25 protein-coding genes are annotated in these 25,265 nt (G+C 69.9%); 12 read left to right on the top strand and 13 right to left on the bottom strand.

Annotated features, from left to right (window positions below):
- Window positions 1-25 precede the first annotated feature (25 nt).
- The 5 genes from ACWFRF_RS06145 to ACWFRF_RS06125 all read right to left on the bottom strand — a co-directional run bounded on the left by ACWFRF_RS06145 (window position 26) and on the right by ACWFRF_RS06125 (window position 4,022).
- Window positions 26-1,297 (bottom strand): transcriptional regulator, encoded by a 1,272-nt coding sequence (locus ACWFRF_RS06145; protein ID WP_378987832.1) that lies wholly within the window; start codon window positions 1,295-1,297, stop codon window positions 26-28.
- A gap of 155 nt (window positions 1,298-1,452) precedes the next feature.
- Window positions 1,453-1,773: a hypothetical protein gene (locus ACWFRF_RS06140; RefSeq protein WP_378987829.1), complete on the bottom strand. Its 321-nt coding sequence runs from the start codon at window positions 1,771-1,773 to the stop codon at window positions 1,453-1,455.
- 63 nt (window positions 1,774-1,836) lie between these two features.
- Window positions 1,837-2,985, bottom strand: a complete 1,149-nt coding sequence (locus ACWFRF_RS06135; protein WP_452449098.1) for an alkaline phosphatase family protein — start codon at window positions 2,983-2,985, stop codon at window positions 1,837-1,839.
- On the bottom strand, window positions 2,982-3,302 hold the full coding sequence (locus ACWFRF_RS06130; protein ID WP_301900910.1) for a nuclear transport factor 2 family protein: 321 nt from the start codon (window positions 3,300-3,302) through the stop codon (window positions 2,982-2,984). Before ACWFRF_RS06130 ends, ACWFRF_RS06135 begins: the two co-directional genes overlap by 4 nt.
- A 96-nt stretch (window positions 3,303-3,398) precedes the next feature.
- The gene (locus ACWFRF_RS06125; protein ID WP_378987823.1) at window positions 3,399-4,022 is read right to left on the bottom strand and encodes a TetR/AcrR family transcriptional regulator; all 624 of its coding nucleotides are present in this window, start codon (window positions 4,020-4,022) and stop codon (window positions 3,399-3,401) included.
- 114 nt (window positions 4,023-4,136) lie between these two features.
- Here ACWFRF_RS06125 and ACWFRF_RS06120 point away from each other — a divergent pair, with 114 nt between their 5' ends.
- Window positions 4,137-5,213: an NAD-dependent epimerase/dehydratase family protein gene (locus ACWFRF_RS06120; RefSeq protein WP_452449097.1), complete on the top strand. Its 1,077-nt coding sequence runs from the start codon at window positions 4,137-4,139 to the stop codon at window positions 5,211-5,213.
- A gap of 16 nt (window positions 5,214-5,229) precedes the next feature.
- Entirely contained in the window at window positions 5,230-5,472 is a 243-nt protein-coding gene (locus tag ACWFRF_RS06115; RefSeq protein ID WP_452449096.1) for a hypothetical protein, read from the top strand.
- Window positions 5,473-5,474: 2 nt separating this feature from the next.
- Here the strand turns inward: ACWFRF_RS06115 and ACWFRF_RS06110 are convergent, their stop codons facing one another.
- The 4 genes from ACWFRF_RS06110 to ACWFRF_RS06095 all read right to left on the bottom strand — a co-directional run bounded on the left by ACWFRF_RS06110 (window position 5,475) and on the right by ACWFRF_RS06095 (window position 9,003).
- Window positions 5,475-7,004 (bottom strand): polyamine aminopropyltransferase, encoded by a 1,530-nt coding sequence (locus ACWFRF_RS06110; protein WP_452449095.1) that lies wholly within the window; start codon window positions 7,002-7,004, stop codon window positions 5,475-5,477.
- The gene (locus ACWFRF_RS06105; RefSeq protein WP_378914280.1) at window positions 7,004-7,429 is read right to left on the bottom strand and encodes a DUF350 domain-containing protein; all 426 of its coding nucleotides are present in this window, start codon (window positions 7,427-7,429) and stop codon (window positions 7,004-7,006) included. Before ACWFRF_RS06105 ends, ACWFRF_RS06110 begins: the two co-directional genes overlap by 1 nt.
- A 41-nt stretch (window positions 7,430-7,470) precedes the next feature.
- Window positions 7,471-7,908: a DUF4247 domain-containing protein gene (locus ACWFRF_RS06100; RefSeq protein ID WP_449965295.1), complete on the bottom strand. Its 438-nt coding sequence runs from the start codon at window positions 7,906-7,908 to the stop codon at window positions 7,471-7,473.
- A gap of 159 nt (window positions 7,909-8,067) precedes the next feature.
- Window positions 8,068-9,003 carry a LysR family transcriptional regulator gene (locus ACWFRF_RS06095; RefSeq protein WP_379313503.1) on the bottom strand — a complete coding sequence of 312 codons (936 nt, stop codon included), beginning with the start codon at window positions 9,001-9,003 and terminating at the stop codon, window positions 8,068-8,070.
- A gap of 171 nt (window positions 9,004-9,174) precedes the next feature.
- Between ACWFRF_RS06095 and ACWFRF_RS06090 the strand changes: the two genes are divergently transcribed.
- From ACWFRF_RS06090 to ACWFRF_RS06080, 3 genes are read left to right on the top strand one after another with little or no spacing between them, the layout of a single operon-like run.
- On the top strand, window positions 9,175-10,098 hold the full coding sequence (locus tag ACWFRF_RS06090; protein WP_449965289.1) for a zinc-binding dehydrogenase: 924 nt from the start codon (window positions 9,175-9,177) through the stop codon (window positions 10,096-10,098).
- Window positions 10,095-11,150 (top strand): alpha/beta hydrolase family protein, encoded by a 1,056-nt coding sequence (locus ACWFRF_RS06085; protein WP_452449094.1) that lies wholly within the window; start codon window positions 10,095-10,097, stop codon window positions 11,148-11,150. Before ACWFRF_RS06090 ends, ACWFRF_RS06085 begins: the two co-directional genes overlap by 4 nt.
- The gene (locus ACWFRF_RS06080) at window positions 11,147-11,890 is read left to right on the top strand and encodes an SDR family NAD(P)-dependent oxidoreductase (RefSeq protein ID WP_452449093.1); all 744 of its coding nucleotides are present in this window, start codon (window positions 11,147-11,149) and stop codon (window positions 11,888-11,890) included. The genes ACWFRF_RS06085 and ACWFRF_RS06080 overlap by 4 nt, the downstream gene beginning before the upstream one ends.
- 4 nt (window positions 11,891-11,894) lie before the next feature.
- Here ACWFRF_RS06080 and ACWFRF_RS06075 read toward each other — a convergent pair whose 3' ends face one another.
- The 3 genes from ACWFRF_RS06075 to ACWFRF_RS06065 form a co-directional block, all read right to left on the bottom strand.
- A complete protein-coding gene (locus ACWFRF_RS06075; protein WP_387443458.1) occupies window positions 11,895-12,476 on the bottom strand; it encodes a class I SAM-dependent methyltransferase in 582 nt (193 codons plus the stop codon).
- Window positions 12,477-12,543: 67 nt separating this feature from the next.
- Window positions 12,544-13,155 carry an HAD family hydrolase gene (locus ACWFRF_RS06070; protein WP_452449092.1) on the bottom strand — a complete coding sequence of 204 codons (612 nt, stop codon included), beginning with the start codon at window positions 13,153-13,155 and terminating at the stop codon, window positions 12,544-12,546.
- A gap of 325 nt (window positions 13,156-13,480) precedes the next feature.
- Window positions 13,481-14,635, bottom strand: a complete 1,155-nt coding sequence (locus tag ACWFRF_RS06065; protein WP_378987791.1) for an LLM class flavin-dependent oxidoreductase — start codon at window positions 14,633-14,635, stop codon at window positions 13,481-13,483.
- 179 nt (window positions 14,636-14,814) lie between these two features.
- Between ACWFRF_RS06065 and ACWFRF_RS06060 the strand changes: the two genes are divergently transcribed.
- Window positions 14,815-16,314, top strand: coding sequence for a flavin-containing monooxygenase (locus ACWFRF_RS06060; protein WP_452449091.1), 1,500 nt, complete (start codon window positions 14,815-14,817; stop codon window positions 16,312-16,314).
- Window positions 16,315-16,360: 46 nt separating this feature from the next.
- On the opposite strand, the gene ACWFRF_RS06055 is transcribed toward ACWFRF_RS06060, so the two are convergent.
- Entirely contained in the window at window positions 16,361-16,861 is a 501-nt protein-coding gene (locus tag ACWFRF_RS06055; protein ID WP_379314038.1) for a hypothetical protein, read from the bottom strand.
- Window positions 16,862-17,136: 275 nt separating this feature from the next.
- Between ACWFRF_RS06055 and ACWFRF_RS06050 the strand changes: the two genes are divergently transcribed.
- The 6 genes from ACWFRF_RS06050 to ACWFRF_RS06025 are packed head-to-tail and all read left to right on the top strand — an operon-like array spanning window position 17,137 to window position 25,264.
- Window positions 17,137-18,408, top strand: coding sequence for a hypothetical protein (locus tag ACWFRF_RS06050; RefSeq protein ID WP_452449090.1), 1,272 nt, complete (start codon window positions 17,137-17,139; stop codon window positions 18,406-18,408).
- Entirely contained in the window at window positions 18,405-19,370 is a 966-nt protein-coding gene (locus ACWFRF_RS06045) for a glutamate ABC transporter substrate-binding protein (protein WP_378987779.1), read from the top strand. Before ACWFRF_RS06050 ends, ACWFRF_RS06045 begins: the two co-directional genes overlap by 4 nt.
- Window positions 19,367-20,539 (top strand): hypothetical protein, encoded by a 1,173-nt coding sequence (locus ACWFRF_RS06040; RefSeq protein WP_379314035.1) that lies wholly within the window; start codon window positions 19,367-19,369, stop codon window positions 20,537-20,539. Before ACWFRF_RS06045 ends, ACWFRF_RS06040 begins: the two co-directional genes overlap by 4 nt.
- Complete coding sequence (locus ACWFRF_RS06035) at window positions 20,536-22,971, top strand: tetratricopeptide repeat protein (protein ID WP_452449089.1); 2,436 nt, start codon at window positions 20,536-20,538, stop codon at window positions 22,969-22,971. The genes ACWFRF_RS06040 and ACWFRF_RS06035 overlap by 4 nt, the downstream gene beginning before the upstream one ends.
- Window positions 22,968-23,978: a PP2C family protein-serine/threonine phosphatase gene (locus tag ACWFRF_RS06030; RefSeq protein WP_378987767.1), complete on the top strand. Its 1,011-nt coding sequence runs from the start codon at window positions 22,968-22,970 to the stop codon at window positions 23,976-23,978. Before ACWFRF_RS06035 ends, ACWFRF_RS06030 begins: the two co-directional genes overlap by 4 nt.
- Window positions 23,975-25,264, top strand: a complete 1,290-nt coding sequence (locus ACWFRF_RS06025; RefSeq protein WP_378987764.1) for a VWA domain-containing protein — start codon at window positions 23,975-23,977, stop codon at window positions 25,262-25,264. Before ACWFRF_RS06030 ends, ACWFRF_RS06025 begins: the two co-directional genes overlap by 4 nt.
- The last annotated feature ends 1 nt before the right edge of the window (window position 25,265 follow it).

Genomic DNA, 25,265 nt, shown 5'->3' with positions numbered 1-25,265 from the left:
AGGTTGGTGACGGCGTCTGCGCAGGTCAGCCCTGGCGTGCGGTGAAAAGCCGGGCCGTCACGACGGCGCGGCGGACGTCGTCGCGAGGCAGTAGCCGCAGGGCGTGCTCGTGCACGGCGACATCGCCGGGGCAGCGCTGCCCGAACGCGACCGCGTGCTCGGGCCGGTCGCTGCCCAGCACGGCGTTGCGGATGCCGACATCGAGGTGGGCGCGCCACTGTTCGACGCCGGGCAGATCCGATCCGGGCAGCAGTGGTCCGCGATACAGCCACAGCGCCGAGGTGAGGTCGCCGCCCTCGATGGCGGCCAGTAGGTCCACCGCGTCGCAGGACACCTGGCCGGTGAGCATGTAGCGCCGGTTGGTGATCTCGCCGCGGGTGGCGCGGCGAAGGTGCGACACATCGGCTTTGAGCGTGTTCAGCGACACCGGCCGCTCACCGTAGACCGCGGCGTGCAATTGCTCGGGGGTGTAGCCGTCGGGCTCGAGCGCCAGCAGCGCGAGGATCTCGAGTTGGCGCGGCGGCAGCGGCACCGGTCTGCCGTCGCGCAAAAGCCGTGCGGCGCCGAGGCATTCGAGCCGAACACCCGGTGCCGGGGTGGGCGCCTCGGCCCGCAGCATGGTCTCCACGGCGGTGACCAATGCGCGGACCGAGGTCATCACCATCGGATGCGAACGTTCCCACGTCGAGGACAGATCGAGCACACCCACCGTGCGGCCGTCGGGGCCGTGGATCGGCGCGGAGTAGCAGACCCAGCCGTGCAGCGCGGCGACGAGATGTTCGGCGGAGAACACGGTGACGGCCCTGTCGTCGTGCAGGGCCAGAGATAACCCGTTGGTGCCCATGTGGCTTTCGTCCCAGACCCCGCCCGGCGCGAAGTTCACCGCTTCCCCTTGGCGGCGCAGCGTGCGATCGCCCGCGGTCCACAAGATGGTGCCCGATTCGTCACTGACGACGGCGAGATAGCCCGACTCCTCGGCCATTCCGCGCAGCTGACCCGCGAGTTCGGTGACCGGTCTGCGCAGCGGGGATTCCGACCAGCGGTCACTGATGTCGTTGAATCCGGGAGCGACTTCGGTGGCGGGGTCGACGGTGTGCAGGGAGCGCTGCCAGGATTTGGCGACATCGTTGCGCACGGCCCCGGTGTCGCGGGGCAGGGTCAGCGGGCGCGAGGGTGCGGCGAGGCGGTTCCACTGCTTCTCGAGTTCGACCCGGTAGTCCGAGAGTCGTTCGGGCCGGTGCGGTCCGGCGATCGGGTCGTCGTGGGCGCCTGGTGCCCTGCCCAGTTCCTCGCCCACGTTCACTCCCTGCTTCGTCGGTGACGCACCGTTCCAGCGACGAGAACGGGTGTGGCGCTTACTGTCTATCAGCTGTGCCACCGCCGTGGGAACGTTTGTGCCGAGGACGACCGGTCACCGGTCGCCGGGCTGTCGCGTTGCCTTGACGCCGGTGACTACTTGTTCAGGAAGATCCCGGCGATATCGGCGTTCTTGATCGGGGTGTCGACATTGCGCTGAGTCGCGCACAGCAGATCGACCTGCACGATCATCGAGTCGACCACGGTGCCCGCCGGTTCGTTGTCGTTGCCGGTCTGCTGCTTGATCGCCTTGGTAATGGTGATCCGCTTGGTGTTCGCGTCCTGGTTGACGTAGTCGCGACAGCTCGTGTCACCGCCCTGGTTGAGCACTCGCTCGACCTCGGTGCATCCGGTGGCCAGTGCCGCCAGCACCGCGACGCCCACCGCGACGGCGCCGGTTCGGGTGTTGGCGTGCATGATTCCTCCTGGAATGGTTCGCTGCGCGCGGTTGCGCGTCGACGCCAGCTTATGCGGTGGTGCTCAGGCGCGGTGGATTCGCAGGGGAACCCGCAGCTCGGCGGCGGTGAGCGAGCCGTGGTGGCCGATCATCATCGATTGCAGCGGTTCGGCGCCCGACCGTACGACACCGCCGTCGCCGCTCGCGATCACGACGAGATCGCCGATGCGCGCGGCGGCGTCGCGGGTGACGACCGGGCCGAACCAGCCTGCCTCGATCGCCTCGTCTCGGGTGCGCACCAGGAATCCGCTCCCGAGAACGCCGCGCCAGGTGTCGGCGACCGCGGCGGGGTTGTCGGTGTAGACGTGGCGGGCGCGTGGTTCACCGCCGAGTGCCGCGACATCGTCCGGCAGGTGCGGGTGGGTGTCGAAGTCGACGCGCTCGCGCAGTTCGATCATGCCGTGATCGGCGGTGACGATCAGCGCCGAGCGAGCGGGCAGGCGCGCGGCGATCTCGGCGGCGATCCGGTCGACATTGGCGAGTTCGAACCGCCATGCGCGGCTGGCCGGCCCGCGAGCGTGGCCGGTGGTGTCGAGTTCCGAATGATAGGTGTAGACCAGGGTTTTCGGTGCCGAGGTGAGGGCGTTGAGAACTCCGTCGACGAGATCGCCGACCGAGTAGGCGGTGCGGAATTCGCCGCCGCGCCAGCCGGCCGAGGTCAGGCCGGAACCGTCCTGGTAGCTCGGTGCGACCTGTACCGCCGCGATGCCCGCCGCGGTGGCGCGCTCGAAGACGGTGCGATGCGGCTGGATCCGGTCTGGTGGGAGCGTGGCGCGTGCGTCGGCCTTCGGTCCGTCGCCCATGAGTTGCCACCTGAGCGAGTTGAACAGGCGTTCCTCGCCGGGCAGGCGCATGCAGTAGCCGACGATGCCGTGCTCGCCGGCGGGCAGGCCGGTGCCGAGGGTGGTCAGACTCGTCGCCGTGGTGCTCGGGAACCCGGCGTCGATGCTCGCCTCGGGCAGGCTCGTCAGGAACGGCGCCGCAGCGGATTCGGCCGCCAGGGCTTGTGCGCCGAGTCCGTCCACGAGTAATACGCAGACACGGTCGACATCGAGATCGAGGCCGAGTCGGTCGGTGTCGCCGGGGACACCGAGGCAGCTCAGTACCGACGGGAGGAGATCGGCGAGTGTGGCTGTGCCGTAACGCGGGGTGAGAAGAAGATCGTCGGTCACGCCTGTCCTGTTTCGAATCGGCTGATCAGCCCGTCGCGCAGGACGAACTGCCAGGTGGTGCGCATCGAACCCCACCGGCTGTTGGTGTAGTCGGCGGTGAGGGCGAGGCCGTCGTCGGAGTCGACCGTGTCCACGACCAGATGTCCGTTGCTGCTGAAGATCTCGGCCTCGGTCCACTGGGCGAGATTGCGTTCGACACCGTCATCGGACATCGTCGCGTCCTCGGTGAGCACACCGTAGAACTGGTCGGTGTCCTGCGCGTTGAGCGCGTCGACGAACGCTTCGACCACGGGATCGAGTTTCGCGGTGCCGGACATCGGGCCTCCTGCTCGAAGCGGGTACGCACGGACAAAGACGGTGTTACTCACTCTAGGTGAGTGCACGTGCCGGGTCGCCGGAATTTGGGCGGCGCGTCAGGCGGTCGCCGATCCCGGCGCGATCAGCGCGGTGAAGGTGCGCATGATCGTGTCGACGAGTTCGGGGGCGTGCGTGCCCATCTGTTCACTGCGCTTTTCGAGATGTCCGTCGAGCCACAGCGATGCCAGCCCGTGTGCCAGTCCCCACCAGGCGACGGCCAGGGTCTCGGCGCGATCGGCGGGCAGCGCCCCGACGGCGACACAGTCGGCGACCGTCCGGACCAGGACGTCGAAGGCGGCGTCGCCGGCGGCGTGGGCGTCGGGGTGCTTTTCCGGCTGGGACAGTTCGGGCCGGAACATGAGCCGGAACTGGGCCGGGTGTTCGCGGGAGAACCGCACGTAGGCATCGCCGAGTTCGGTGAGGGCAGCCAGCGGGTCGGTGGTCGTGGCCCTGGCGGCGGTCAGATAGGCCGCCAACTGCTGGAAGCCGTCGATCGACAGGGCGGAGAGCAGCGCGGCGCGGTCGGCGAAATGGTGATAGGGCGCGCCGCTGCTGACCCCGGCCTCCCTGGCGACCCGGCGCAGGCTCACCGCGGCCAGGCCCTCGCTCTCGATCAGGCGCAGGCAGGCGTCCATCAGCGTGGCGCGCAGATCGCCGTGGTGGTAACTGGTGCGCTTCACCCTCCGAGCGTATGCGAGACCTCCGCCGGAATTGGCACTGGACAGGAAATCTATGCAGTGTTTAGATTAATTGAGCATCGCTTAGATGCGTGCTCCACCGAATCGACGGAATGGATGACCACCATGACCACCCGGGTACTCGTCACCGGCGCGACAGGTTTCGTCGCCGGCCACTGCATCGCCGAACTCCTCGACCACGGCTATGCCGTCCGCGCCACCGTGCGCGACCTCGCCGCGCACGCCACCCGCGCCCACCTGACCGAACTCGCCCGCCGCACCGGGGGCGAGCTGGAATTCGTCGCCGCCTCCCTCGACGACGACGCGGGCTGGGCCGCGGCGGTCACCGGCTGCGACACCGTGCTGCACGTTGCCTCGCCGTTCCCCGCGGCACCGCCGGAGGACGAGCAGGACCTCATCGAGCCCGCGGTGCAGGGCACCCTGCGCGTGTTGCGCGCCGCAGCGGCCGCCGGTGTCCGCCGCGTCGTGCTGACCTCCTCGGTCGCCGCCGTCGCCTACGGCCACGACACCGACGAGGTACGAACCGAGGACGACTGGTCGGTGGTCGAGCGCATCCCCGCGTATCAGAAGAGCAAGACCCTCGCCGAGCGCGCGGCCTGGGACTTCGTCGAATCCCTGCCCGCCGCCTCGGATCTGGAACTGGTGGTGGTCAATCCCGGCATGATCCTGGGCCCGCTGCTCGAAGCCAGGACCAGTACCTCCCACGAGCCGGTCCGCCGACTGCTGGCCCGCGACGTCCCCGGTTCGGTGAAAACCGGCTGGACCCCCGTCGACGTGCGCGACCTCGCCGTGGCGCACCGGCTGGCGATGGAAGTTCCCGAGGCCGCGGGCAATCGGTACATCTGCGCGGCCGATCCGCTCTGGATGGGGGAGCTGGCCGGTATGCTGGCCCGCGACTACGCCGCCGAGGGCTTCCGTGTCCCCACCCGGGTCCTGCCGAACTGGGTGATCCGCGTGGTCGCCGTCTTCGACAAAGGTGTGCGCCTGACCGTGCCGGTGCTGGGCCGCACCGAACACGTCAGCGCCGACAAGGCCCGCCGCGAACTGGGCTGGACCATGCGCCCGATCGAGGACACCGTGCGCGACACCGCCGACAGCCTGATCGCGTTCGGCATCGTCACCGCTCCCGGACGGCCCGCGAACTCATCGCGTGCTGTTGTCGGAACCCGTTGAGCGGGAAGGAAAGACGATGTTGATCACCGCGCTCGTCCTCACACTGCTCGGCGTCGTCCGCCGCAAGTTCCGCGGGCGCGCGGACGGCGAGCCCACCGGGCGTCCGGCCCTTGGGAGCCGGCTGGAGCGGGCAGGTGTCGCTGTGCGGCGCGGCGCGTCCCGGTTAATGCGAGAACCTGCCCCGGCGTTGTCGGCGGTGGTCGCCGTCCTCGGGCTCGTCGTCGTCGGTACGCACCTGGCCTGTTCGGGTCAGGTCTGACGTCAACGCCATTCTTGGCGTTGCAGATCCAGGATCACCGGACGCATCAATGTCGAGACCTCGGGGTCGACCGCTCGGCGGTCCGGTGGGAAGACGGTTGCCGCGGTGAGGGTGGTCTCGTCCAGGGAACGCAGGGGCCCGGGGCTGCGCAGGGACGGCGTCGGCGCCGCGCCCGCCGACGCCAGCACGAAGCCCCAGTCGCCGAAGCTCGGGACGTCCACGTGATACGGGGTGGTGTGCAGACCCGCCGAGCGCACGGTGGCGTCGATGGTCCAGAAGGAGCGCGGGGCGAAGAAGGGCGAGCCCGATTGGACGACCATGCGGGCGCCGGGGGCCAGCACGTTGGCGGTCATCGCGTAGAACTCCTGCGAGTACAGCTTGGCCACCGAGGTCTGGTCGGGGTCCGGCAGATCGACGATCACCGCGTCGAAAAGCCCTGGGGCACTGCGTAACCAGGTGAAGGCGTCGGCCTCGACCACGGTGACCCGTCGATCGTCGAACGCGCGGCGGTTGAGATCGGTGAGCCGGTCGTCGGTGCGGGCCAGCTCGATCATCGCCGGATCGAGTTCGACCAGGGTCACCTCGGCGACGTCGCGATAGCGCAGGATCTCGCGCAGCGCGAGGCCGTCGCCGCCGCCCAGCACCAGCACCGAACGGTGCGGGCCCGCCAGCACCGGGTGCACCAGCGCCTCGTGATAGCGGTATTCGTCGACCGAGGAGAACTGGAGTCCGCCGTTGAGATAGAGCCGGGTATCGGTGGTGGCGAACGGGGAGAACGATTCGGTGAGCACGATCTGCTGATAGGGCGTGCGCGTCTGCCACACGATCGGGTGGGCGAACAGCGCCTGCTGCGCGGTCGCCTCGAAACGGTCGGCGTAGAGGTAACTACCGGTCAGCCCGCAGGCCACCACGACGGTCGCGGCGATCAGGGCGTGGCGAGCGCCGCGCGTCATCTTGTCGCGAAAGAAGAAGAACGCCAACGCGAGTCCGGCGATCGCGTTCACGACCCCGACCACCAGGCTGCCGCGGATCTGCCCGAACACCGGCAGCAGCAGGAACGGAAACGCCAGGCCACCCAGCAGCGCGCCCACGTAGTCGGCCGCGAACAGGTCGGCGACCGCGCTGCTGGCCTCCTGCTCGCGGATGTCCTGGAGCAACTCCATCAGCAACGGGATCTCCGCACCGACGAGCATCCCGATCACCGCCGCCGCCAGCACCAGCGTGCCGGTATAGAGATTGAGCCACGCGTAACTGGCGTACAGGGCAGCCACGGACAGCCCGCCGACGACGGCCAATGCCAGTTCCACGGCCACGAAAGCCGCGGCGGCACGCGACCGGAGCGGTTTCGCCAGCAGCGCGCCGACACCCATCGAGCAGACCATCACGCTCAACGTGATCGACGCCTGCGCGGCGGTGTCACCGATCAGATAGCTGCCCAGGGTGACCAGCGACAGCTCGTACACCAAACCGCATGCCGCGCAGACGAACACGGTCGCCAGCAGTGCCGCCCTGGCCAGGCGGTGCCGGGGCATCAGGTCAGGCCCGCGGCCACCACCAGCGCCACCGCGACATGCGCCGACGCCGTGACCCACACCGCCGGATGCGGTTCGGCGTCGGCGACGACGGCCCGGAAGTCGCCGGGGGTGAGCGCGTCGAGCAGCACGAACGCCACCGCCATCGCGGCCAGCCCGATCACCCCGTAAATCGCGCTGGACAGCAGCGCCTCGGCGATCTTGCCTTCCGAGGTCCAGATGGCCACGGCCACGATGATCCCGACCCCGAACAGGTTCGAGGCGAGCAGGATCGCGGCATTGCGGTTGCGTTCGATCCAGATCTGGGCGCGCAGGTCGCCCGGGGTGAGCAGGTCGACGACGCCGAAACCGACGGCCATCAACACGATTCCCACCGCGGAATAGGCGAGCGCTGCGCCCGCGTCCGCCGCCAGGTCGGCGAGCATGAGTGTCCTCCTGTGCTGTGCGGGCGAGATGCCCGAATGAACTACTTGCCGCCGTTGTCGCTGCCGCCGCCGCGGTAGTCGCCCGCCGCGGAGCCGCTGGTCCAGCCGTAACCGCTGGTGTGGGCGTGATGGCGGCGCGTGCCGTTGGCGTAGCTGTCGACGAGGATCAGGGAGCCACCGGCATGCGGTGACACCGCGAGGAGGTCGTGGTCGAAGCGTAGGTAGTGGTTGTCGCCGGTGTTGCGCAGGCCGCGCGGGTCGGTGGCTTTCGCGATCGTGGCGGCCACCGCGGCCGGTGCGGCGGTGGCGAGGAACGCCAGGCCGTTGTTCGCCTGATCGAGTTGCTGTGCTCGCCGGTACTTCTCCGCGACGAATTCACGCGGATCCTCGTCGCGGGTGACCACCACGACGACGACCACCGCCACGACGACCGCGACCACCGCCACCAGGCTCGCGATGATCCACCTGGTGCGATTCATCGAGCCGACCCCCCGAACCCGGTGCGCCACCCAACTGTCCGTGCTGCGTTGATGACTGACCCTCCCCATCGAAAAATCCTGCCGGACTGTATCACCGGGTGAGCGGACCTCCCGCATCGATTCGGACAATACGGACCGACAGAGTCGCTGTGCCCGTGATCAGGCGAGGGTGGGTTCCTGCGTCGGTAACCAGTCGCGGGCCGGGTCGTACTCCAGCCACCGATTCTCGCCTGCCGTCCGGACCAGGGCGGTCACCAGCGCTTCGAGCAGTGGCGGTTCGGCGCCGGTACGCCAGATCAACGACCAGGCGTAGAGGGGAGTCGGGTCCACCAGCGGTATCGCGGTGACCCCTGGCGCCTCGGGGAACTCGACGTCGGCGGGCAGGAGGGCGAAGCCACGCGGATCGGCGGCCAGGGTCGAAAGCATCGGTGCGAGACCGAGATTCGGCGTGGTGAGGTGCTCGCTGATACCGAAACGTTCGGCGAAACGGGCAAGAAAGTCCAGGCGGCCGAGATCGGCCGGTGCGTGCAGGACGCTGTCGCGCAGCTGGTCGGGGCGCAGTGAGGTGGCCCCGGCGAGCCGATGATCGGTGCTCACGACCACATCGACCGGCTCGAGGCGGACGAGACGATGGGTCAACCCGTCCGGTAAGGGCGGGTGGACCCGGCCGAATCCGGCGTCGATCTCACCGTGGACGACGGCCGCGGCGACGGTGGGCAGGTCGCGTCCGTGGCCCGGTCGTAGTGGCGGTGCTCCCGGTGCGGTCGCGACCTGGGCGACCGTGCGCAGCGGAGCGAACAGGTGTCCCCACACGTCGATGTGCAGGGGACCGTGCGCGCCGACGAGGGCGGCCACCGCCCGATCACCGGCGCGCAGGGTCTCCTCGGCGCCCGGCAGAAACCGCGCGCCGGCCTCGGTGAGTCGTACCCCGTGCTGGTCGCGGTCGAGTAGGCGGACACCGAGGCTGGATTCCAGTCGGGCCACTCGCTTGGACAGCGCCTGCTGAGTGATCCCGAGGTTCGCGGCGGCACGGCCGAAATGCCGTTCGTGCGCCGTGCGCACGAACGCGCGCACGGTTGCCAGGTCCAGGTCCACGTTCGCACCATAGCGCTCCTGTCGGCCGCCCTGACACGGAGTTCCACCGACTGCGGCGAAACCGTCGGCGGTCGGCGTCCAGGTATGACACGCAGCGGCGACAACCGTGCGTTGTCACCATCGCGGCCCAGTTGTTGGCCCGGGCCGACGGTGCGGCGGTTACATCACGGCATGCGACGTTTGATTCCGACCGGCGACCCGAAGCGGCCGGTCACCATGACCGAAGCGGCCGAACCCGTGCCCCGCGCCGACGAGGCACTCGTCCGCGTCGAGGCTTTCGCGCCCAACCGTGGCGAGACCTTCCTGTTGGCGGATCCGCGCCCGGATCTGTTGCCGGGCAAAGACATCGCCGGACTGGTCGTGCAGGCCGCGGCCGACGGATCCGGCCCATCGGTCGGGACCCGGGTCGTCGGTCATCCGCCGCTGGGTGGCTGGGCGGAATACGCGGCGGTGCCGACGGACGCACTGGTTCCCCTGCCCGACGGGGTGGACGCGGTCCGTGCGGCCGCCCTTCCGCTGGCCGGCATCACCGCCCTGCGATTGATGCGGGTGGCGGGGCCGGTAGCGGGGACTCGGATCCTGCTCACCGGGGCATCGGGCGGCGTCGGGCACTACGTGACCGAACTCGCGGCGGCAGCCGGCGCCTCGGTCACCGCCGTCACGGCGTCGCCCGAACGCGGACAGCGGCTCTCGGCCCTGGGCGCCACCCAGGTGGTGCACGACCTCGACGCGGCCTCCGGGCCCTTCGACCTCGTCCTCGAGTCGACCGGCGGCCCCGCACTGGCACTGTGCCTGGCAAAGCTCGTTCCCGGTGGCACGGCGGTCTGGTTCGGGCAGGCGAGCCGAACACCGGCGACGCTCGATTTCTTCGACTTCTTCACCGGCCCGGAGAACGCGACGCTCCGGCACTTCCACTACGCGGGCGCGCCCTACGATCGCGACCTCGCCACGCTCGTGCGGCTCGTCGCCGAGAACAGGCTGCATCCGGAGATCGGCCGGGTCGCCGACTGGTCCGAGACCGCTGAAGTGCTGGTAGATCTGCGGGATCGGCGCATTCGAGGCAAGGCCGTCCTGACCACGGGTGCGGCGCGGTGAACGCCGAACTGGTCGAGTCGATGTTCAGTCGCGCCACGGGCGCGGGAATCGACCCACACGCCTATCGCCGGGCCTGTGCCGCGGTCGCGACACCCGCCGACTGGGCGCCCGCGTGCGCGGCCGCGGCCCTGCGGTTCCGGGTCGCGGCCGAGCAGCACCGGGGGGTTACGCAACCGCACCCCGGGCCTGACCGGGCGGACCGTGGGTCGGCGGCCGCGCGATATCCAACAGCGCCGCCGTCGTCGGTCACCCGAGGCGAGAATCTCCTGATGGCGGCACGATGGGCGCACTTGGCCACGCTCATCCCCGACAGCGATCACCACGTGCACGCGGCGGCGGCCGACTCCGCCGCCGAAGCGGGCTTCTCGCTCCTGGAACCGGATTCGCGGCGGATCACCGGTCGCGATTTCACCGGCATCCTGCGCGGCCCCGCTGACGCGGCACGCACTGTGATCGTGGTGCCGGGACTGGACTCGAGCAAGGACGAGTTCCATGTGCTCGCCGACGCGCTCGTCCGTCGAGGCGCGGCCGTGTTCGCCATGGACGGACCCGGGCAGGGCGTGCTCGCCGCGACCTCGAACGTGACCACCGACTATCCCGTCGTGATCGGCGGGGTGATCGACGCGCTCGGTGTCGCGGAGGTGGGCATCGTCGGGCTCAGCCTCGGCGGGTACTACGCGGCAGCCGCCGCGGCACTCGACCCGCGAATCACCGTGGCCGCCACGGTGAGTGGACCGTTCCGACTCGACTGGCCGGCACTGCCCGACCCCGTCGGTGACCTCATCACCCGCCGAGCAGGGTCCCGCGAGGCCGCCGAAGCCTTCGCCTCCACAGTCGATCTGACACCCCTCGCCCCGGCCCTGCGCTGCCCACTGCTGGTCGTCGACGGCGCGGACGACGCCATCCCCGGGGTCACCGACGGTGCACTGCTGGCGCGCACCGCACCCCGTGCCCACTACCTGCGCATCCCCGGCGGCGACCACCTCGTCGGGAACAACCGGCCGGCCTGGCTGCCCACTGTCGCCGACCACCTCACCGAAGGAATCTCATGAACCGTTACACCGACAAGATCGCGCTCGTCACCGGCGGCACCAGCGGAATGGGCCTGGCCACCGCACAGCGGTTGACCGACGAAGGCGCCCACGTCGTCATCACCGGCCGCACCGGCGAACGCGTCCGGGCCGCCGCCGCGCAGCTCGGCCCGCGCGACACCGGTCTCGCCGCCGACACCGCCGACCTGAACGCCATCGACACGATGGTCGCCGCCGTCACCGCGCGATTCGGCCGCCTCGATCTGGTCTTCGCCAACGCGGGCACCGGCGCCTTCGCCGCGTTCTCCGACATCACCGAGGCCGACTTCGACCACACCGTCGACGTCAACCTCAAGGGCGTGTTCTTCACCGTCCAGAAGACGTTGCCGCTGCTCACCCCCGGCGCGGCCGTGGTCCTCAACGCGTCGTGGACCCTGCACCGCGCCGACAGCGCCCTGTCCCTCTACGCCGCCACCAAGGCCGCGGTCCACAATCTCGCCCGCACCCTCGCCACCGAACTCGGCCCCCGCGGCATCCGGGTCAACTCCATCAGCCCCGGCTATATCGATACCCCCATGTCCGCCGGGGCGATGACCGAGGAGTTCGCCACCATGGCCGCGTCCCGCGTCGTGAGCGGACGATTCGGCAACACCGACGAGATCGCCGCCCTCGTCGCCTTTCTCGGCTCTGCCGAGGCGTCCTACATCAACGGTCAGGACATCATCGTCGACGGCGGACTGGTCGCCGCGTACCCGCGGTGACAACTCAGCGCGGGCGCTGCCAGCGCAGCGTGTAGCGCCACATCAGGCGGCGGTGGATCTCGGCACCGGGCAGGTGTTCGGCGGCGGCGGAACGGATTTCGGCGAGGGTTTCGCGTGGGTCGGCCAGCGCCACATCGGGGCCGCCGTGCGACCGGCGCCGCCACCGATCCAGGCCCCAGATCGCGGGGAGGAGGGGGAGGTAGTGGAAGTCGCTGACCGGGTGCATCTTCCAGAGGCCGACCACCGCGAGGGTGCCGCCGGGGGCGACGAGATGGCGCAGGGCGGTGACGCCCTCACGTACCGGGACATGGTGCAAGGTGGCGACGGCGGTGACCACGTCGAAGGTTTGGTCGAGGTCGCGGAAGTCGGCGTGTTCGAGGTGGACGTTGGGGGCGGCGGGCGCGTTGGCGATGACCCGGTCATCGATGTCCACGCCGAGCACCGCGTCACAGCGGGTCGCTAATTTGCGGGCGAGTAACCCGTCACCGCAGCCGATGTCCAATGCCGTGCGGGCAGTGTCGGGCACCTGATCGAGTACCCAGGGGTGGTAGTGCGTGTTGTGGTTCCAGTAGGGGTCGGTCGGCATGACCGGTGAACGCGCCGGGCCGCGGATGGGTTCCGGAACTGGTGTGCGTCACAAGCTGTTTCGAGGACTATCGCCCGGATGCGTGCTCGGACAGCCATTCGCCGAACCGGGTGAGATCGTCCAGGACCACATCGGCGCCCGCGGTCCACAATCCGTCGGCGTCGTAGGGTCCGGTCGTGACGCCGACGGCCACCACGCCCGCCGCCTTGGCGCCGCGCATGTCGCCCGCGTGGTCGCCGACGAAGACGTGGGCCGACTCCTCGCGCAACACGTCGGCCTTTCCGGTCGCCCACAGGTCACCGGCGAGGCGATCGACCCGCCAGCCGAGATGGTCGACGTGCAGGCGCGCGTGCGGCTCGAATTTGCCGGTGACGACCAACGTCCGCCCACCGCCGGCCTGCACGGCGGCCAGCGCGTCGTCCGCGCCGGGGAGGGCGCCGATGTGGCCGAGGACGTCCGGGTACAGCTCGCGGTACCGGGTGACCAGGTGGGGGATCAGATCGTCGGGCGCGCCCGCGTCGCCGAGCAGCGTGGCCAGTGGCGGGCCGAGGTGCTCGGCGAAGTGTGAACCGTCCATCGGGAGATCGAACTCGCGCGCGAGGGTGTCGATCGCCAGGGCGACGCCCGGACGTGAATCGATGAGAGTCATGTCCAGGTCGAAGCCGACGGTGAGAGTCACGTTGTCGAGCCTATCGCCGAGGGCCACCAGCCCTGTGGATCGCTGCCCGGACCTGTCCCGAACCGCACTGATTCACGTGGAACCCCGGCTGCACTCGATGCCGAAATCGGTTGGGGGAGTGCGGTGCAGCCAAGCACGGTGTGCGTCATGGCATTTGAGTCCTACCGCTGGGTAACCGGATAACCCGCAGGTCACACGCCCATCGAAAGATGTTGGGACAGCGTGCCACCCGGTAAACGGCAGTAAGGGCAATGGTGCAGTGACTGCCGTTCCAGGGTTTCGAACCCCGGGGCGCGACCCTGAACCGGGGGCGCGCCCGAAGTCGTCAGCTACTGGCGGCCGCGGTGAACGGCGCGACGGTGGGCACCGACACCGGCCGTGAGGGATGGGTCCACACGCCCTTGCGCTCCAGGATCGGCAGCACGCCCTCGCCGAACCAGTACGCCTCCTCCAGATGCGGATACCCGGACAGGATGAAGTGGTCGATCCCGATGGCGGCGTACTCGAGCAGTCGATCGGCCACTTCGGCGTGCGACCCGACCAGCGCCGTGCCCGCGCCACCGCGCACGAGGCCGACGCCCGCCCACAGATTCGGGGCGATCTCGAGCCCGTCCGTGCGCCCGTTGTGCAGACGCGCCATCCGGCGCTGCCCCTCGGAGTCGCTCTTGGCCAGGTTCGCCTGCACCCGTTCGATCTCACCGGGTGAGATGCCGTCGAGGAGCCGTTCGGCCTCGGTCCACGCCTCGGCGGCGGTGTCGCGGCTGATCACGTGGATGCGCAGGCCGAAGTCGACGGTGCGGCCCTCGATCGCGGCCAGTCCGCGGATCCAGTCCAGCTTCTTCGCGACCGCGTCCACCGGTTCGCCCCAGGTGAGGTAGGTGTCGGCGTAGCGGGCGGCGATCGGCCCGGCAGGCCCTGACGAACCGCCGAAGAACACCGGCGGAACCGGATCGGGACGGGCGCTGAGGATCGCGTCCTTCACCCGCAGGTGCTCGCCGGTGAAGCTGAACGGCTCGGTCGACGACCACAGCTCGCGCACGATGTGCAAGAACTCGCCGGTGCGCGCGTAGCGCTCGGCCTTGTCCAGGAAGTCGCCGTAGGCCTCCTGCTCGCGCTGCTCGCCACCGGTGACGACATTGAGCAGCAGACGCCCGGCGGAATGCCGCTGGAACGTCGCCGCCATCTGGGCGGCCAGGGTGGGGCTGGTCAGACCGGGACGCAGCGCGACCAGGAACTTCAGCGTCTCGCTGGTCTGCACGAGCATGGCGGTGGTCAGCCACGCGTCCTCGCACCAGGCGCCGGTCGGGGTCAGGACACCCTCGAAGCCGTTGTCCTCGGCCGCGGCGGTGAGCTGGTTGAGATAGCGCAGGGTCGCGGGGCGATCACCGGACATGAAGCTCCCGTGTCCGCCCGCCATCAGGCCGCGTGAGTCGCCGTAGGTGGGCAGGAACCAGTGAAACGACAGTCGGTGATCGGTCATCCCTCGATGCTGACCGGTGCGCTCGCCCCCGTCACGGATTCCGATCACCGTGCGCGCAACCCCCGACACGCCGCAGCGCGGGCATGCCGAACTAGACGTAACTAAGCGAAACACGTAACCTCGTGAAAAGCTCGGGCGACGGTGCTCGGGCCGGCGACCCTACGAAACGAGTTTCCTCAATGACGCGGCATGTCGACGTACTGATCATCGGCGCTGGCCTCTCCGGAATCGGTACGGCCTGTCACCTGACTCGCGAGCAGACCGGACGCACCTACGCGATCCTCGAGCGCCGCGAGAACATCGGTGGTACCTGGGACCTGTTCAAGTACCCCGGCATCCGCTCGGACTCGGACATGCTCACCTTCGGTTTCGGCTTCCGCCCCTGGATCGGCACCAAGGTGCTCGCCGACGGCGCCAGCATCCGGCAGTACGTCGAGGACACCGCCAAGGAATACGGCGTCACCGACCACATCACGTTCGGCCGCAAGGTCGTCACCGCCGATTTCGATCGTGGCACCGCGCTGTGGACCGTGCAGGCCGTGATCGAGGCGACCGGCGAGACCGAGACCTGGACCGCGAACTTCGTCGTCGGCGCCAGCGGCTACTACAACTACGACAAGGGCTACCAGCCCGAATTCCCCGGTCAGGACGACTTCAAGGGTCAGATCGTGCACCCGCAGCACTGGCCGGAGGACCTGGATTACGCAGGCAAGAGGGTCGTCGTCATCGGTTCCGGCGCCACCGCGATCACGCTGATCCCGTCGATGGCCGACACCGCCGCGCACGTCACCATGCTGCAGCGCTCGCCCACCTGGATCCAGGCGCTGCCGTCGGACGACCCGGTCGCTATCGGTTTCAAGAAGTCGCGCGTGCCCGACGCCGTCGCCTACAAGATCGGTCGCGCCCGCAACATCGCCCTGCAGCGCGCCAGCTTCCAGCTCTCGCGCACCAACCCCGAGCTGGCCAAGAAGCTCATGCTGGCGCAGGTGCGCCTGCAGCTCGGCAAGAAGGTCGACCTGCGCCACTTCACCCCCAGCTACAACCCGTGGGATCAGCGCCTGTGCGTGGTGCCCAACGGTGACCTGTTCAAGGTGCTCAAGAGCGGTAAGGCCGATATCGTCACCGACCGCATCGCGAAGTTCACCGAGAAGGGCGTGCTGACCGAGTCGGGCCAGGAGCTCGAGGCCGATATCATCGTCACCGCCACCGGCCTGAACGTGCAGATGCTCGGCGGCATCACGCTCACCATCGACGGCGCTCCGGTGAAGTTCAACGAGACGGTCGCCTACAAGAGCGTCCTGTACTCCGACATCCCGAACTTCCTGATGATCATCGGCTACACCAACGCCTCCTGGACCCTGAAGGCCGACCTCGCCGCCGCGTACCTGTGCCGCGTGCTCAACATCATGCGCGACCGCGGCTACACGACCTTCGAGGTGCACGCCAACCCCGACGACATCGCCGACGAGTCGCTCATGGGTGGCGCCCTCACCTCGGGCTACATCCAGCGGGGCAACGACGCCATGCCCCGCCAGGGCGCGCGCGGTGCCTGGAAACTGGTCAACAACTACTACCGGGACCGCACCCTGATGCACAAGGCCCCGATCGAGGACGGCGTGCTCCAGTTCAGCAAGACCGGCACCAGCGTGGAGCCGGGCGCGGAGAGCATCGGCGCCTAGGCGCGCTACTGAGGATGGCCGGTGGCAGCGCTAGCTCTCCTCGGAGCTAGCGCCCGTCCTTCGCGGCTTGGCGCCGTGCCCCCGCGGCGATGCTGGAGGCCTCGAACTTCTTTCGACCGGAGGACTCGCGGGTGGCGTCGGTGCGCGCTTTCCCCGCGGAGCGCACCTTCCCGTCACTGTCGCCGATATCGCTGAACGACGGCGCGTCCTTGCGGGCGCGGGCGAGCCTCTCGGCCTTCAACTTGCGGGCATTGCGCTTCGAGGCCGTGGCCAGCTGGCGGCTCACCCTGCTTAGCGCGCTTTCGAAGACTTCCGCTTTGCCGGCGTTATGGGTGTTCGCCGATTTTCCGGCGCCGCGCGCTCCCTTGGCTTCTACCTTGGCCGCGCCGGATCGGCGGTACACCTTGACGAATTTGTTGCGCGCCCGCCGCACACGGGTATGCAGCCGGATCAGCGCCTCTTCGTCGAGATCGGCCATCTGCGCTTTCTTTGTGCCGCGGATCAGGACGTACTCGTCTTCGGACAAGGAGTTCATCAACTTCGACATGTCGACTCCGATCTACCCGAGGGTCACCGTAGGAAAAGAGTGTAGTCCTACCCGTTGAGGGTCACTGTCGACGATCTTGTGCCACGAATTCGGGGGCTGTCGCGGTCAGGAATCGGCCGCAGTGGATTCTTGCGTGTCCGCACCGGGTCGCTGGGCCGCGTGGCGGGCCTCCTCGCTGTCGCGTTTCGGCCGATTTCCTTCACCCGGGCGAACTTTCAGCGGCTCCCGTACTATCGCGATCGAAGACACCGCCCGGGGAGATGAAGGAGGACGGTGTGGGATCTCGCCTACCGGCGACCATCCGTGACGCGGGGACGTGGCTGCGGCGATTCGCCGCGACGACACCAGGTGCGATCGGGGTGGTCCTCGTCGTGACCACGGTGGCCTGCCTGGTTGCCGGATCGACGGCGGGACGACAGCTCGACGCCAAGATCGTGCGCACCGAACAGGTGCTGGATCGGACCGAGCCGCTGGCCTTCGCCGCGCAGAGTCTGTATGTCTCGCTCTCGGCCGCCGACGCGGGCGCCGCGACGGCCTTCCTGTCCGGCGGCATCGAATCGCCACAGGTGCGAGACACCTACGAGCAGGCGCTCGCCGAGGCCGCCGCCGCCCTGGCGGAGGCGACCGCCGGTGCCACCGACGCGCAGACCAGGGCGATCGTCGCCCGCATCGCCGCCGACCTGCCGACCTACACGGGCTTGGTGGAGACCGCGCGCGCCAACAATCGTCAGGGCTTCCCGGTGGGTTCGGCGTATCTGCGCCAGGCCTCGGATCTGATGCAGACATCGCTGCTGCCCAATGCCGAACAACTCAGTAGGGCCCGCTTCGCCGCGGTGCGGGAGGACCAGCAGCGCATCGGCGCGCTGCCGTGGACGAGCATCGTGCTCCTGCTGCTGGTCCTCGCGGTGTGCCTGGTCGGGTCGATCGTGTTGCTGCGCCGGACGAACCGCCTGGTGAACACCGGCCTGGCGATGGCGGCGCTGGCCGCTTTGGTGGCGCTGCTGTGGACCGCGGGCGCCACCTCGACCGCCGCGCAATTGCTCGAGGACGGAAGTTCCGGCGCCGGAGCGCGTGTGGAGAACCTGGCAGGGGCCCGCATCCTGGCCCAGCAGGCCCGCACCGACGAAACCCTGGCCCTGATCACCCGCGGCGACATCACCGCCACGGAGAAGGCCTTCCAAACCCACAGCGGCGACCTGCGTGGTCGCCTCACCGCGGCCGGTGGCGGCGACTCCGATGCCGAACGCGCGCTGACGAATTGGAACGCGGGGCACAATGCCCAGCGCACCGCCTACGAGAAGGCCGACTATCCCGGCGCGGTCACCCAGGCGATCGGCACCGGCCCCGACAGCTCGGCCACCAGCTTCGCCCGCCTCGACCAGGAACTGCGCGACGACCTCGCCCAGGCCCGCGACGACCTGCGCGACGGTGTCGCCGCTGCCGGAACATCGTTGACCCTCAGCCCCTTCGGCACCCTGCTCCTGCTGCTGGCCGCGGCCGGCGCGGTGATCTCCGGACTCTGGCCACGACTCAAGGAGTTCTTGTGAGGCGTCCACTGCTGGTCGCGCTCGCCGCGGCCGTCGCGCTGGTCGCGGGCTGTGCCGACGCCCCCGAACCGTCGACCATCGCCGCCACCGCCGTGGCCCCACCGCTGCCCGGCGCCGAGGCGATCACCTCGGCGCCGACCGCCGAGGGCACCGGAACCTGCGATACCGAAGCGACATTGGCGCCGACGACCCAGCCGCGACCGGGTGCGATGCCCGCGGGGTCGGCGATGGCCGCCATCATCGCCAACGGCAGGCTGCGGGTCGGCGTCGATCAGAACACCTACATGTTCGGGTTCCGCAACCCGTCGACCGGCAAGCTCGAGGGTTTCGACATCGACCTGGCCAGGGAGATCGCGCGCGATCTGTTCGGTGACCCGGACAAGATCGAACTGCGTTCCGTCACCGCGGCCGACCGGATCCCGCTGTTGCAGGAGAAGAAGGTCGACATGATCGTGCGCACCTTCTCGGCGACCTGCGAACGCCGCCGTGAGGTCGACTTCTCCAGCGTGTACTACCGTGCGGCGCAGCGCATCGCGGCCCCGCACGGGGCGGGCATCACCAACGGCGCCGGGCTCGCGGGCAAGCGGGTCTGCGTAGCGAAGGGCACCACCGCCGCCGCGCCGCTGTTCACGCTGCCGACCCCACCCACCGTGCTCGGCGTGACCAATTGGACCGACTGCCTGGTGGCGCTGCAGCAGGGCACCGTCGACGCGATCAGCGGGGACGAGCCGATCCTGGCGGGGCTGGTTGCCCAGGACCACAATCTCGAGGTCGTCGGCGACCCGATCGGCGCGGGCGCTTACGCCGTCGGGGTGCCGCGCGGCAGCGACGAGCTGGTGCGTTTCGTCAACGGCGTGCTCGACCGCGCCCGTACCGACGGCACCTGGCAGCGGATCTACGCCCAGCACCTGTCGACTCTGGGCCCCTCGCAGGGGCCGCCGGTACCCCGGTACGTCGGATGAGCTGGCCGATGCTCGGCGTGCTCGAGATCGATCGTGAACTGGCGGGGCGCACAGCGGAATTGGCGACGGTGACCACGACCCTGCTGGAACTGGACCGCCACCCCGGCCTGGCCCTGGTCCGCCGCTATCCGCCGACGGGGGAGACCGCGCGTCGGTGGGCGCCGGTGGAGAAGGCACTGGGCGAACTCTGGGAGGACCTGGGGCGGGTGCGCGCCATCCTCGGCGAGGCGCAGGCGGTGCGGGCCGGTCGCGGCAGGGTCGACGACCGGTCGCGGGGGCGGCTCACCGAGCTGCTGCGCGGTCGCCCGCACGAGGTGGCGCGGATCCCGATCCCCTTGGCGCAGCGCGGCCTGACCGGTCCCAGTGAGACCGTCGTGACAGTCGGCATCGCCGATTGCCTGGACCGGATGCGCGCCGCGTTCGCCTTCGTCGCCCCGTTCGCCGACGAGGTCGCGGCGGTCGATGAACAGGTGCTCGGCGCACTCGCCCCGCTGCAACAGCGCGTCGAGCAAGCGCGTGGCGCGCTGGACGCGGCCACCGAACCACTGTCCACGCTCTTGGGTCGCGCGGGCACCGATCCGCTCGGTTTCGGGCCGGGTGAGATCGCCGGCGCCCTCGCCTCGCTCACGGCGCTGATCGATACCGAATCCGCCCGCCACAGCGACCATCTCGCCGTTGCCGCCGATCTGCCCGGCGCTGTCGCCGCCCTGCGCGCACAGTTGGCCGATCTCGGCGAACGGCAAGATCGCGCCGACGGCACCGTCACCCAGGCTCAGCACAAGGTCGCGACCGGCGAGCTACCCGATGGCGGCGAACCGGCCACGAGATTGCGCACCGAACTCGACACTCTCGGCGGTACGCCCGATCGGCCGACAGTGGAACATCTGCTCGCGCTGCGCGTGCGGGCAGGCGACGCTGCCGAAAAGGCCACACGGCGTGAGGAATTGGCGCGTGGTCTGCTCGATCGGCGCGCGGAACTGCGCGGCAGACTCACCGCCTACCGTGCGAAGGCCTCGCGGCTCGGAGTGAGCGAGGACCGGGATGTGCTCGCCGCCGACCGGATCGCGGCCGGTCTGCTCACCCGCACACCGTGCGATCTGGCCGCGGTCACCCGGGCCGTCGCGGACTATCGTTCGATCATCGGGGAGAAAGCGGGGCGGACAGCATGAGGTGTAGTGAACCGGGGTGCGGCGGCACGATCGAGGACGGCTACTGCGCACTGTGCGGTACCGCGCCCGTCGCGAGCGCGCCACCGGTACCGCAGGCCGGCCTCGCGGGCAACGGCCGATCGGGGCGCACGACAGCGCAGCCGCGCAGTGCGAACCCGCAGCCGCCACCGATACCCGTGCCGGTTCCCGGCGCCTGTGGCGAACCCGAGTGCGACGGCACGATCGTCGACGGTTACTGCGACACCTGCGGTACCGCACCGGCCACGGTGACGGGTCCGATGCACAGCCCGTCCGCGTCGACGGTCAGCGCGAGCGGGCGCACCTCGAGCCGCTCGGTCCGAACCCGTTCGGGCTCGGCGCGTTCGGCCGCGCGCGGCAGGCTCGGCGCCGGGCTCGTCGAAGTGCCGCCGGTCCCGCGCGTCGACCCGGCCACGGCGGTGCTCACCGACCCCCAGGTGCCCGAATCCGACCGCTTCTGCGGCAAGTGTGACAAGCCTGTCGGGCGCGGCCAGGCCGGTGTTCCCGGCCGCACCGCCGGGTTCTGCCCGCACTGTGGCACCCGCTACTCCTTCGTGCCCCGGCTGCGGGCAGGCGATCTCGTCGGCGGCCAGTACGAAGTGGCGGGGGCGCTGGCCCACGGTGGTCTCGGCTGGATCTATCTGGCCACCGACCGCGCCGTCAACAAACGCTGGGTGGTCCTCAAAGGGCTCATCGACACCGGCGACGCCGACGCCCTGGCCGCGGCCCTGGCCGAACGGCGTTTCCTCGCCGAGGTCGACCACCCCAACATCGTCAAGATCCACAACTTCACCGAACACGCCGACGCCGACGGCGAACCCGTCGGCTACATCGTCATGGCCTATGTCGGCGGCACCTCGCTCAAGCAGATCCTGCGCGCCCACCGCGCTGAGACCCAGCGCTATCTGCCGCCCGCGCAGGCGATCGCCTATGTGCTGGAAATGCTGCCCGCCCTCGGCTATCTGCACGCTCGCGGCTGGGCCTACTGCGATTTCAAGCCCGACAATGTGATGCAGACCGAGGAACGCCTCGAGCTGATCGACCTCGGTGCGGTCATCGCGATGGACGACCGCACCAGCCCCATCTACGGCACCCTCGGCTACCAGGCACCCGAGATCGCCGAAACCGGGCCGACGGTGGCCACCGAGATCTACACCGCGGGCCGCACACTGGCCGTGCTGATGATGCGAGTGCCCTCCGTCGACGGCAAGCTCGGCCCGATCCCCGGTCCCGAGACCGAACCGGTACTGGCCGAACATGATTCGCTGTACCGATTCCTGCAGCGGTCCACCGACCCCGACCCACTGGCGCGTTTCGCATCGACGAGCGAAATGGCCGACCAGCTCACCGGTGTGCTGCGCGAGGTGCTGGCGACCGGCGACGGCATCCCACGGCCCGGCATGTCGAGCCAGTTCGGTCCCGCCCGTGCCGTCTTCGGCATCGACAGCGTCACACCGGAACCGGGCGCCCTCATCGCCGGCCTGCCCGCCCCGCTGGTCGACCCCGGCGACAGTGGCGCCGCCCTGCTGGCGACCACCGATGCCGCGACCCCGGCCGAACTCGAGCGGGCACTCACCGCCGGACTGCGCGCGGTGGTGACCGGATCGGGCGAGTCGGTCGAGATCCCGCTGCGACTGGTGCGCGCCGAGCTCGAAGCGGGTGACGCGGCAGCGGCGCTGACCCGGCTGGCCGCCTTGGACGCCGAGCTCGAATTCGACTGGCGCCCCGTCTGGTATCGAGCCAAGGCTGCCCTGCTCACCGGCGACTATGCCGATGCGGCCGCCGATTTCGAGTCCGTCTACGCGGCACTGCCCGGTGAATCCGCTCCCAAACTCGCGCTGGCGGCCGCCCTGGAGCTCGGTGCAGGCGCCCGCGGCGAGCAGCCCGACACCGGAGCCTTCGAGCTCGGCCGCGCGCCGGCGCTCTACGAAACGGTCTGGCGCACCGACCACACCTATCTGTCCGCCGCCTTCGGCGCCGCGCGACTGCGCCGCGCCTGCGGTGACCGCACGGGCGCGGTGGCGGTCCTCGATCAGGTCGACCGCACCTCCTCGATGTTCACCGAGGCCCGGCTCTCCGCCGTCGAAACGCTACTGGCGTACCGGGATCCGGCCGACCTCGACGAGGACCTGCTCCGCCGGACCGGCGAGCGGGTCGACCACTTGCGCCTCGACTCGCGCAAACGCACCGCGCAGGTGCGGATGGTCGTCCTCGAGGCGGCACTGAACTGGATCCGGTCGGGACAGCAACCGAGGACACCAGGCAAGCTGTTGGACGTGGAATTCACCGAGCAGGGCGTGCGGACGGGATTGGAACGATGCTTGCGGACACTGGCGCGCGAGGCCGACGACATGTGGACCCGATTCGTCCTGGTGGACCAGGCGAACTCGGTGCGCCCCAGGACCACCCTGTGACGGCGCCGGGCTGTGCCGACTGCGCGGGCTCGGCGCGGGCGGGACACCGCTTCTGTGAAGGTTGCGGTCGCGAACTCGGCGTGCGCAAAGTCGCACTGCCCGTGCATGATCCGGTCGCGGTGCCGCAGTGCTCGACCTGCGGTGAACGCCGCTACGAGGGCGGCTACTGCGTCAAATGCGGCAGCCCCAAGCCTGTCCCTGACCGTTTCGAGGAAGATCTCGGCGCGGTGTATGTCCTCACCGACCGCGGAATCAGCCACTCCCGCAACGAAGACGCGGTCGCGGCCGCGGTGCGCGAGGGCGACGGCATCCGGGTGATCGTGGTCAGCGACGGCGTCTCCACTTCCCAGGATCCGCAGGCGGCCTCCGGCAATGCCGCCCGCACCGGTGTCGATGCCGCGCTGGCCGCCCTGGCCGAGGGCAGGGCCGACTCCGATGCCGCGATGGCGGGCCTGGCGGCGGCGACCGCCGCGGTGCGCGGCATGTCACGCACCCCCGAGTACGCACCGTCGTGCACCTACGTCTCCGCGATCGTGCGCGAGACCAGCGTGGGTACCGACATCACCGTCGCCAACGTCGGTGACAGCAGGGCATTCTGGCTGGCGGCGGGCGATCCGACCGCGTCACGCCGGCTCAGCGTCGACGATTCCTGGGCCCAGGCTCTCGTCGACGCGGGCGCCCTCGACGAGACCGCGGCGATGAACGACCCGCGCGCCCACACCCTGCTGCGCTGGCTCGGCGCCGACGGTGGCGAAGCACCGTGGTCGGCGAACTGCCTGCAACGCATGCTCGCCACCGAGCCGGGCACGCTGCTGCTGTGCAGCGACGGCCTGTGGAACTACCTGCCCGAGGCGGTCGCGCTCGCCGGCTTCACCGTCGAGACGTCGCCGCAGGCCGCCGCGCGCGCGCTCGCCGACTTCGCCCTCAACAGCGGGGGCAGTGACAACATCACCGTCGCCCTGGCTCCGGTGCCCGTTGCCGTATCGCCCGAACCAGGAGTGTCATGAGTTCCCCTGAGACAGCCGGTATCTCGATCGCCGTCGACCAGAACGAATTCCTCGCCGAAGGCGCGAGCGTGGTGGACGCGGTGCTGACGGTGACCACCGGGCCCGAACTCGCCGCCGTCGCGACACCGCCGCCGCGGCTCGAGATCCTGATCATCGACTGCTCCGGATCGATGGGTAACAAGCGCAAATTCGAGAACGCGCGCAACGCCACCCGCACCGCGCTCGACGAGATCCCCGACGGCACCGCGTTCGCCATCATCGAGGGCACCGAGTCGGCCCGGATGATCTACCCGAGCGACAACACCCTGTCCGCCCCCGCCGACCGCACACATCGCGCCTCGGCCCGGCGAGCCCTGGATCGGTTGCGGCCCGACGGCGGCACCGCGATGGGTTCATGGCTGGCGCTGGCCCGCGAGGTCGCCGCCGCGCACCCCGGCGCGCAGGCGCACGCGATTCTGCTCACCGACGGCAAGAACGAGCACGAGACCCCGCAGGAGCTCGCGACCGAACTCGACCGTGCCGAAGGGCTTTTCGTCTGCGACTGCCGCGGTGTCGGCGACGACTGGGTCGCCGAGGAGGTGCGCAAGATCGCCTCGAAACTGTCCGGTGACGCGAACATCGTCGCCGATCCGAAGGACCTGGCCCGAGATTTCGCCGCGATGATGCGTTCCTCGGCCGCGCGCGTGATCCCGGAACTGACGCTGAAGGTGTGGACTCCGGCCGGTGCGCGGGTGCGGATGGTCAAACAGGTCTCGCCGGTGCTCGAGGATCTGACCGGGCGCCGGATCGACGTGGGTGCGCAGGTGGGGGACTACCCGCTGTCGTCGTGGGCAGCCGAGGAGCGCGAATACCACGTGCAGATCGAACTGGAACCGGCCGCGCCGGGCCGGGAGAAGCTGGCCGCGCGGCTGAGTGTGCTGGCCGGCGACGAGGTACTGGGCCAGGGCCTGGTGCGCGCGGTCTGGACCACCGATTCGACGCTGTCGACCCGCATCAGTACCCGCGTCGCCCACTACACCGGCCAGGTCGAACTGGCCCAGGCCGTGCAGGAAGGTCTGGCGGCGCGCCGCACCGGCGATGTCACTACCGCGACCGCGAAGCTGCGTCGCGCGGTGGAACTCGCCGCCGCCTCCGGCCACGAGTCCACCGCCAAACTGCTGCGCGGTGTGGTCGAGGTCGAGCACGACGGCACCGTGAAGCTGCGCGGCCAGGTCGCCGCGGCCGACGAACTCGCCCTCGACATCCGCTCCACCAAGACCGCCCGGGTGCGGCCGGAGGGCGGCTGAC

The organism is Nocardia sp. NPDC055165 (assembly GCF_053606985.1).
This window is presented reverse-complemented; position numbering and strand designations above follow the sequence as displayed.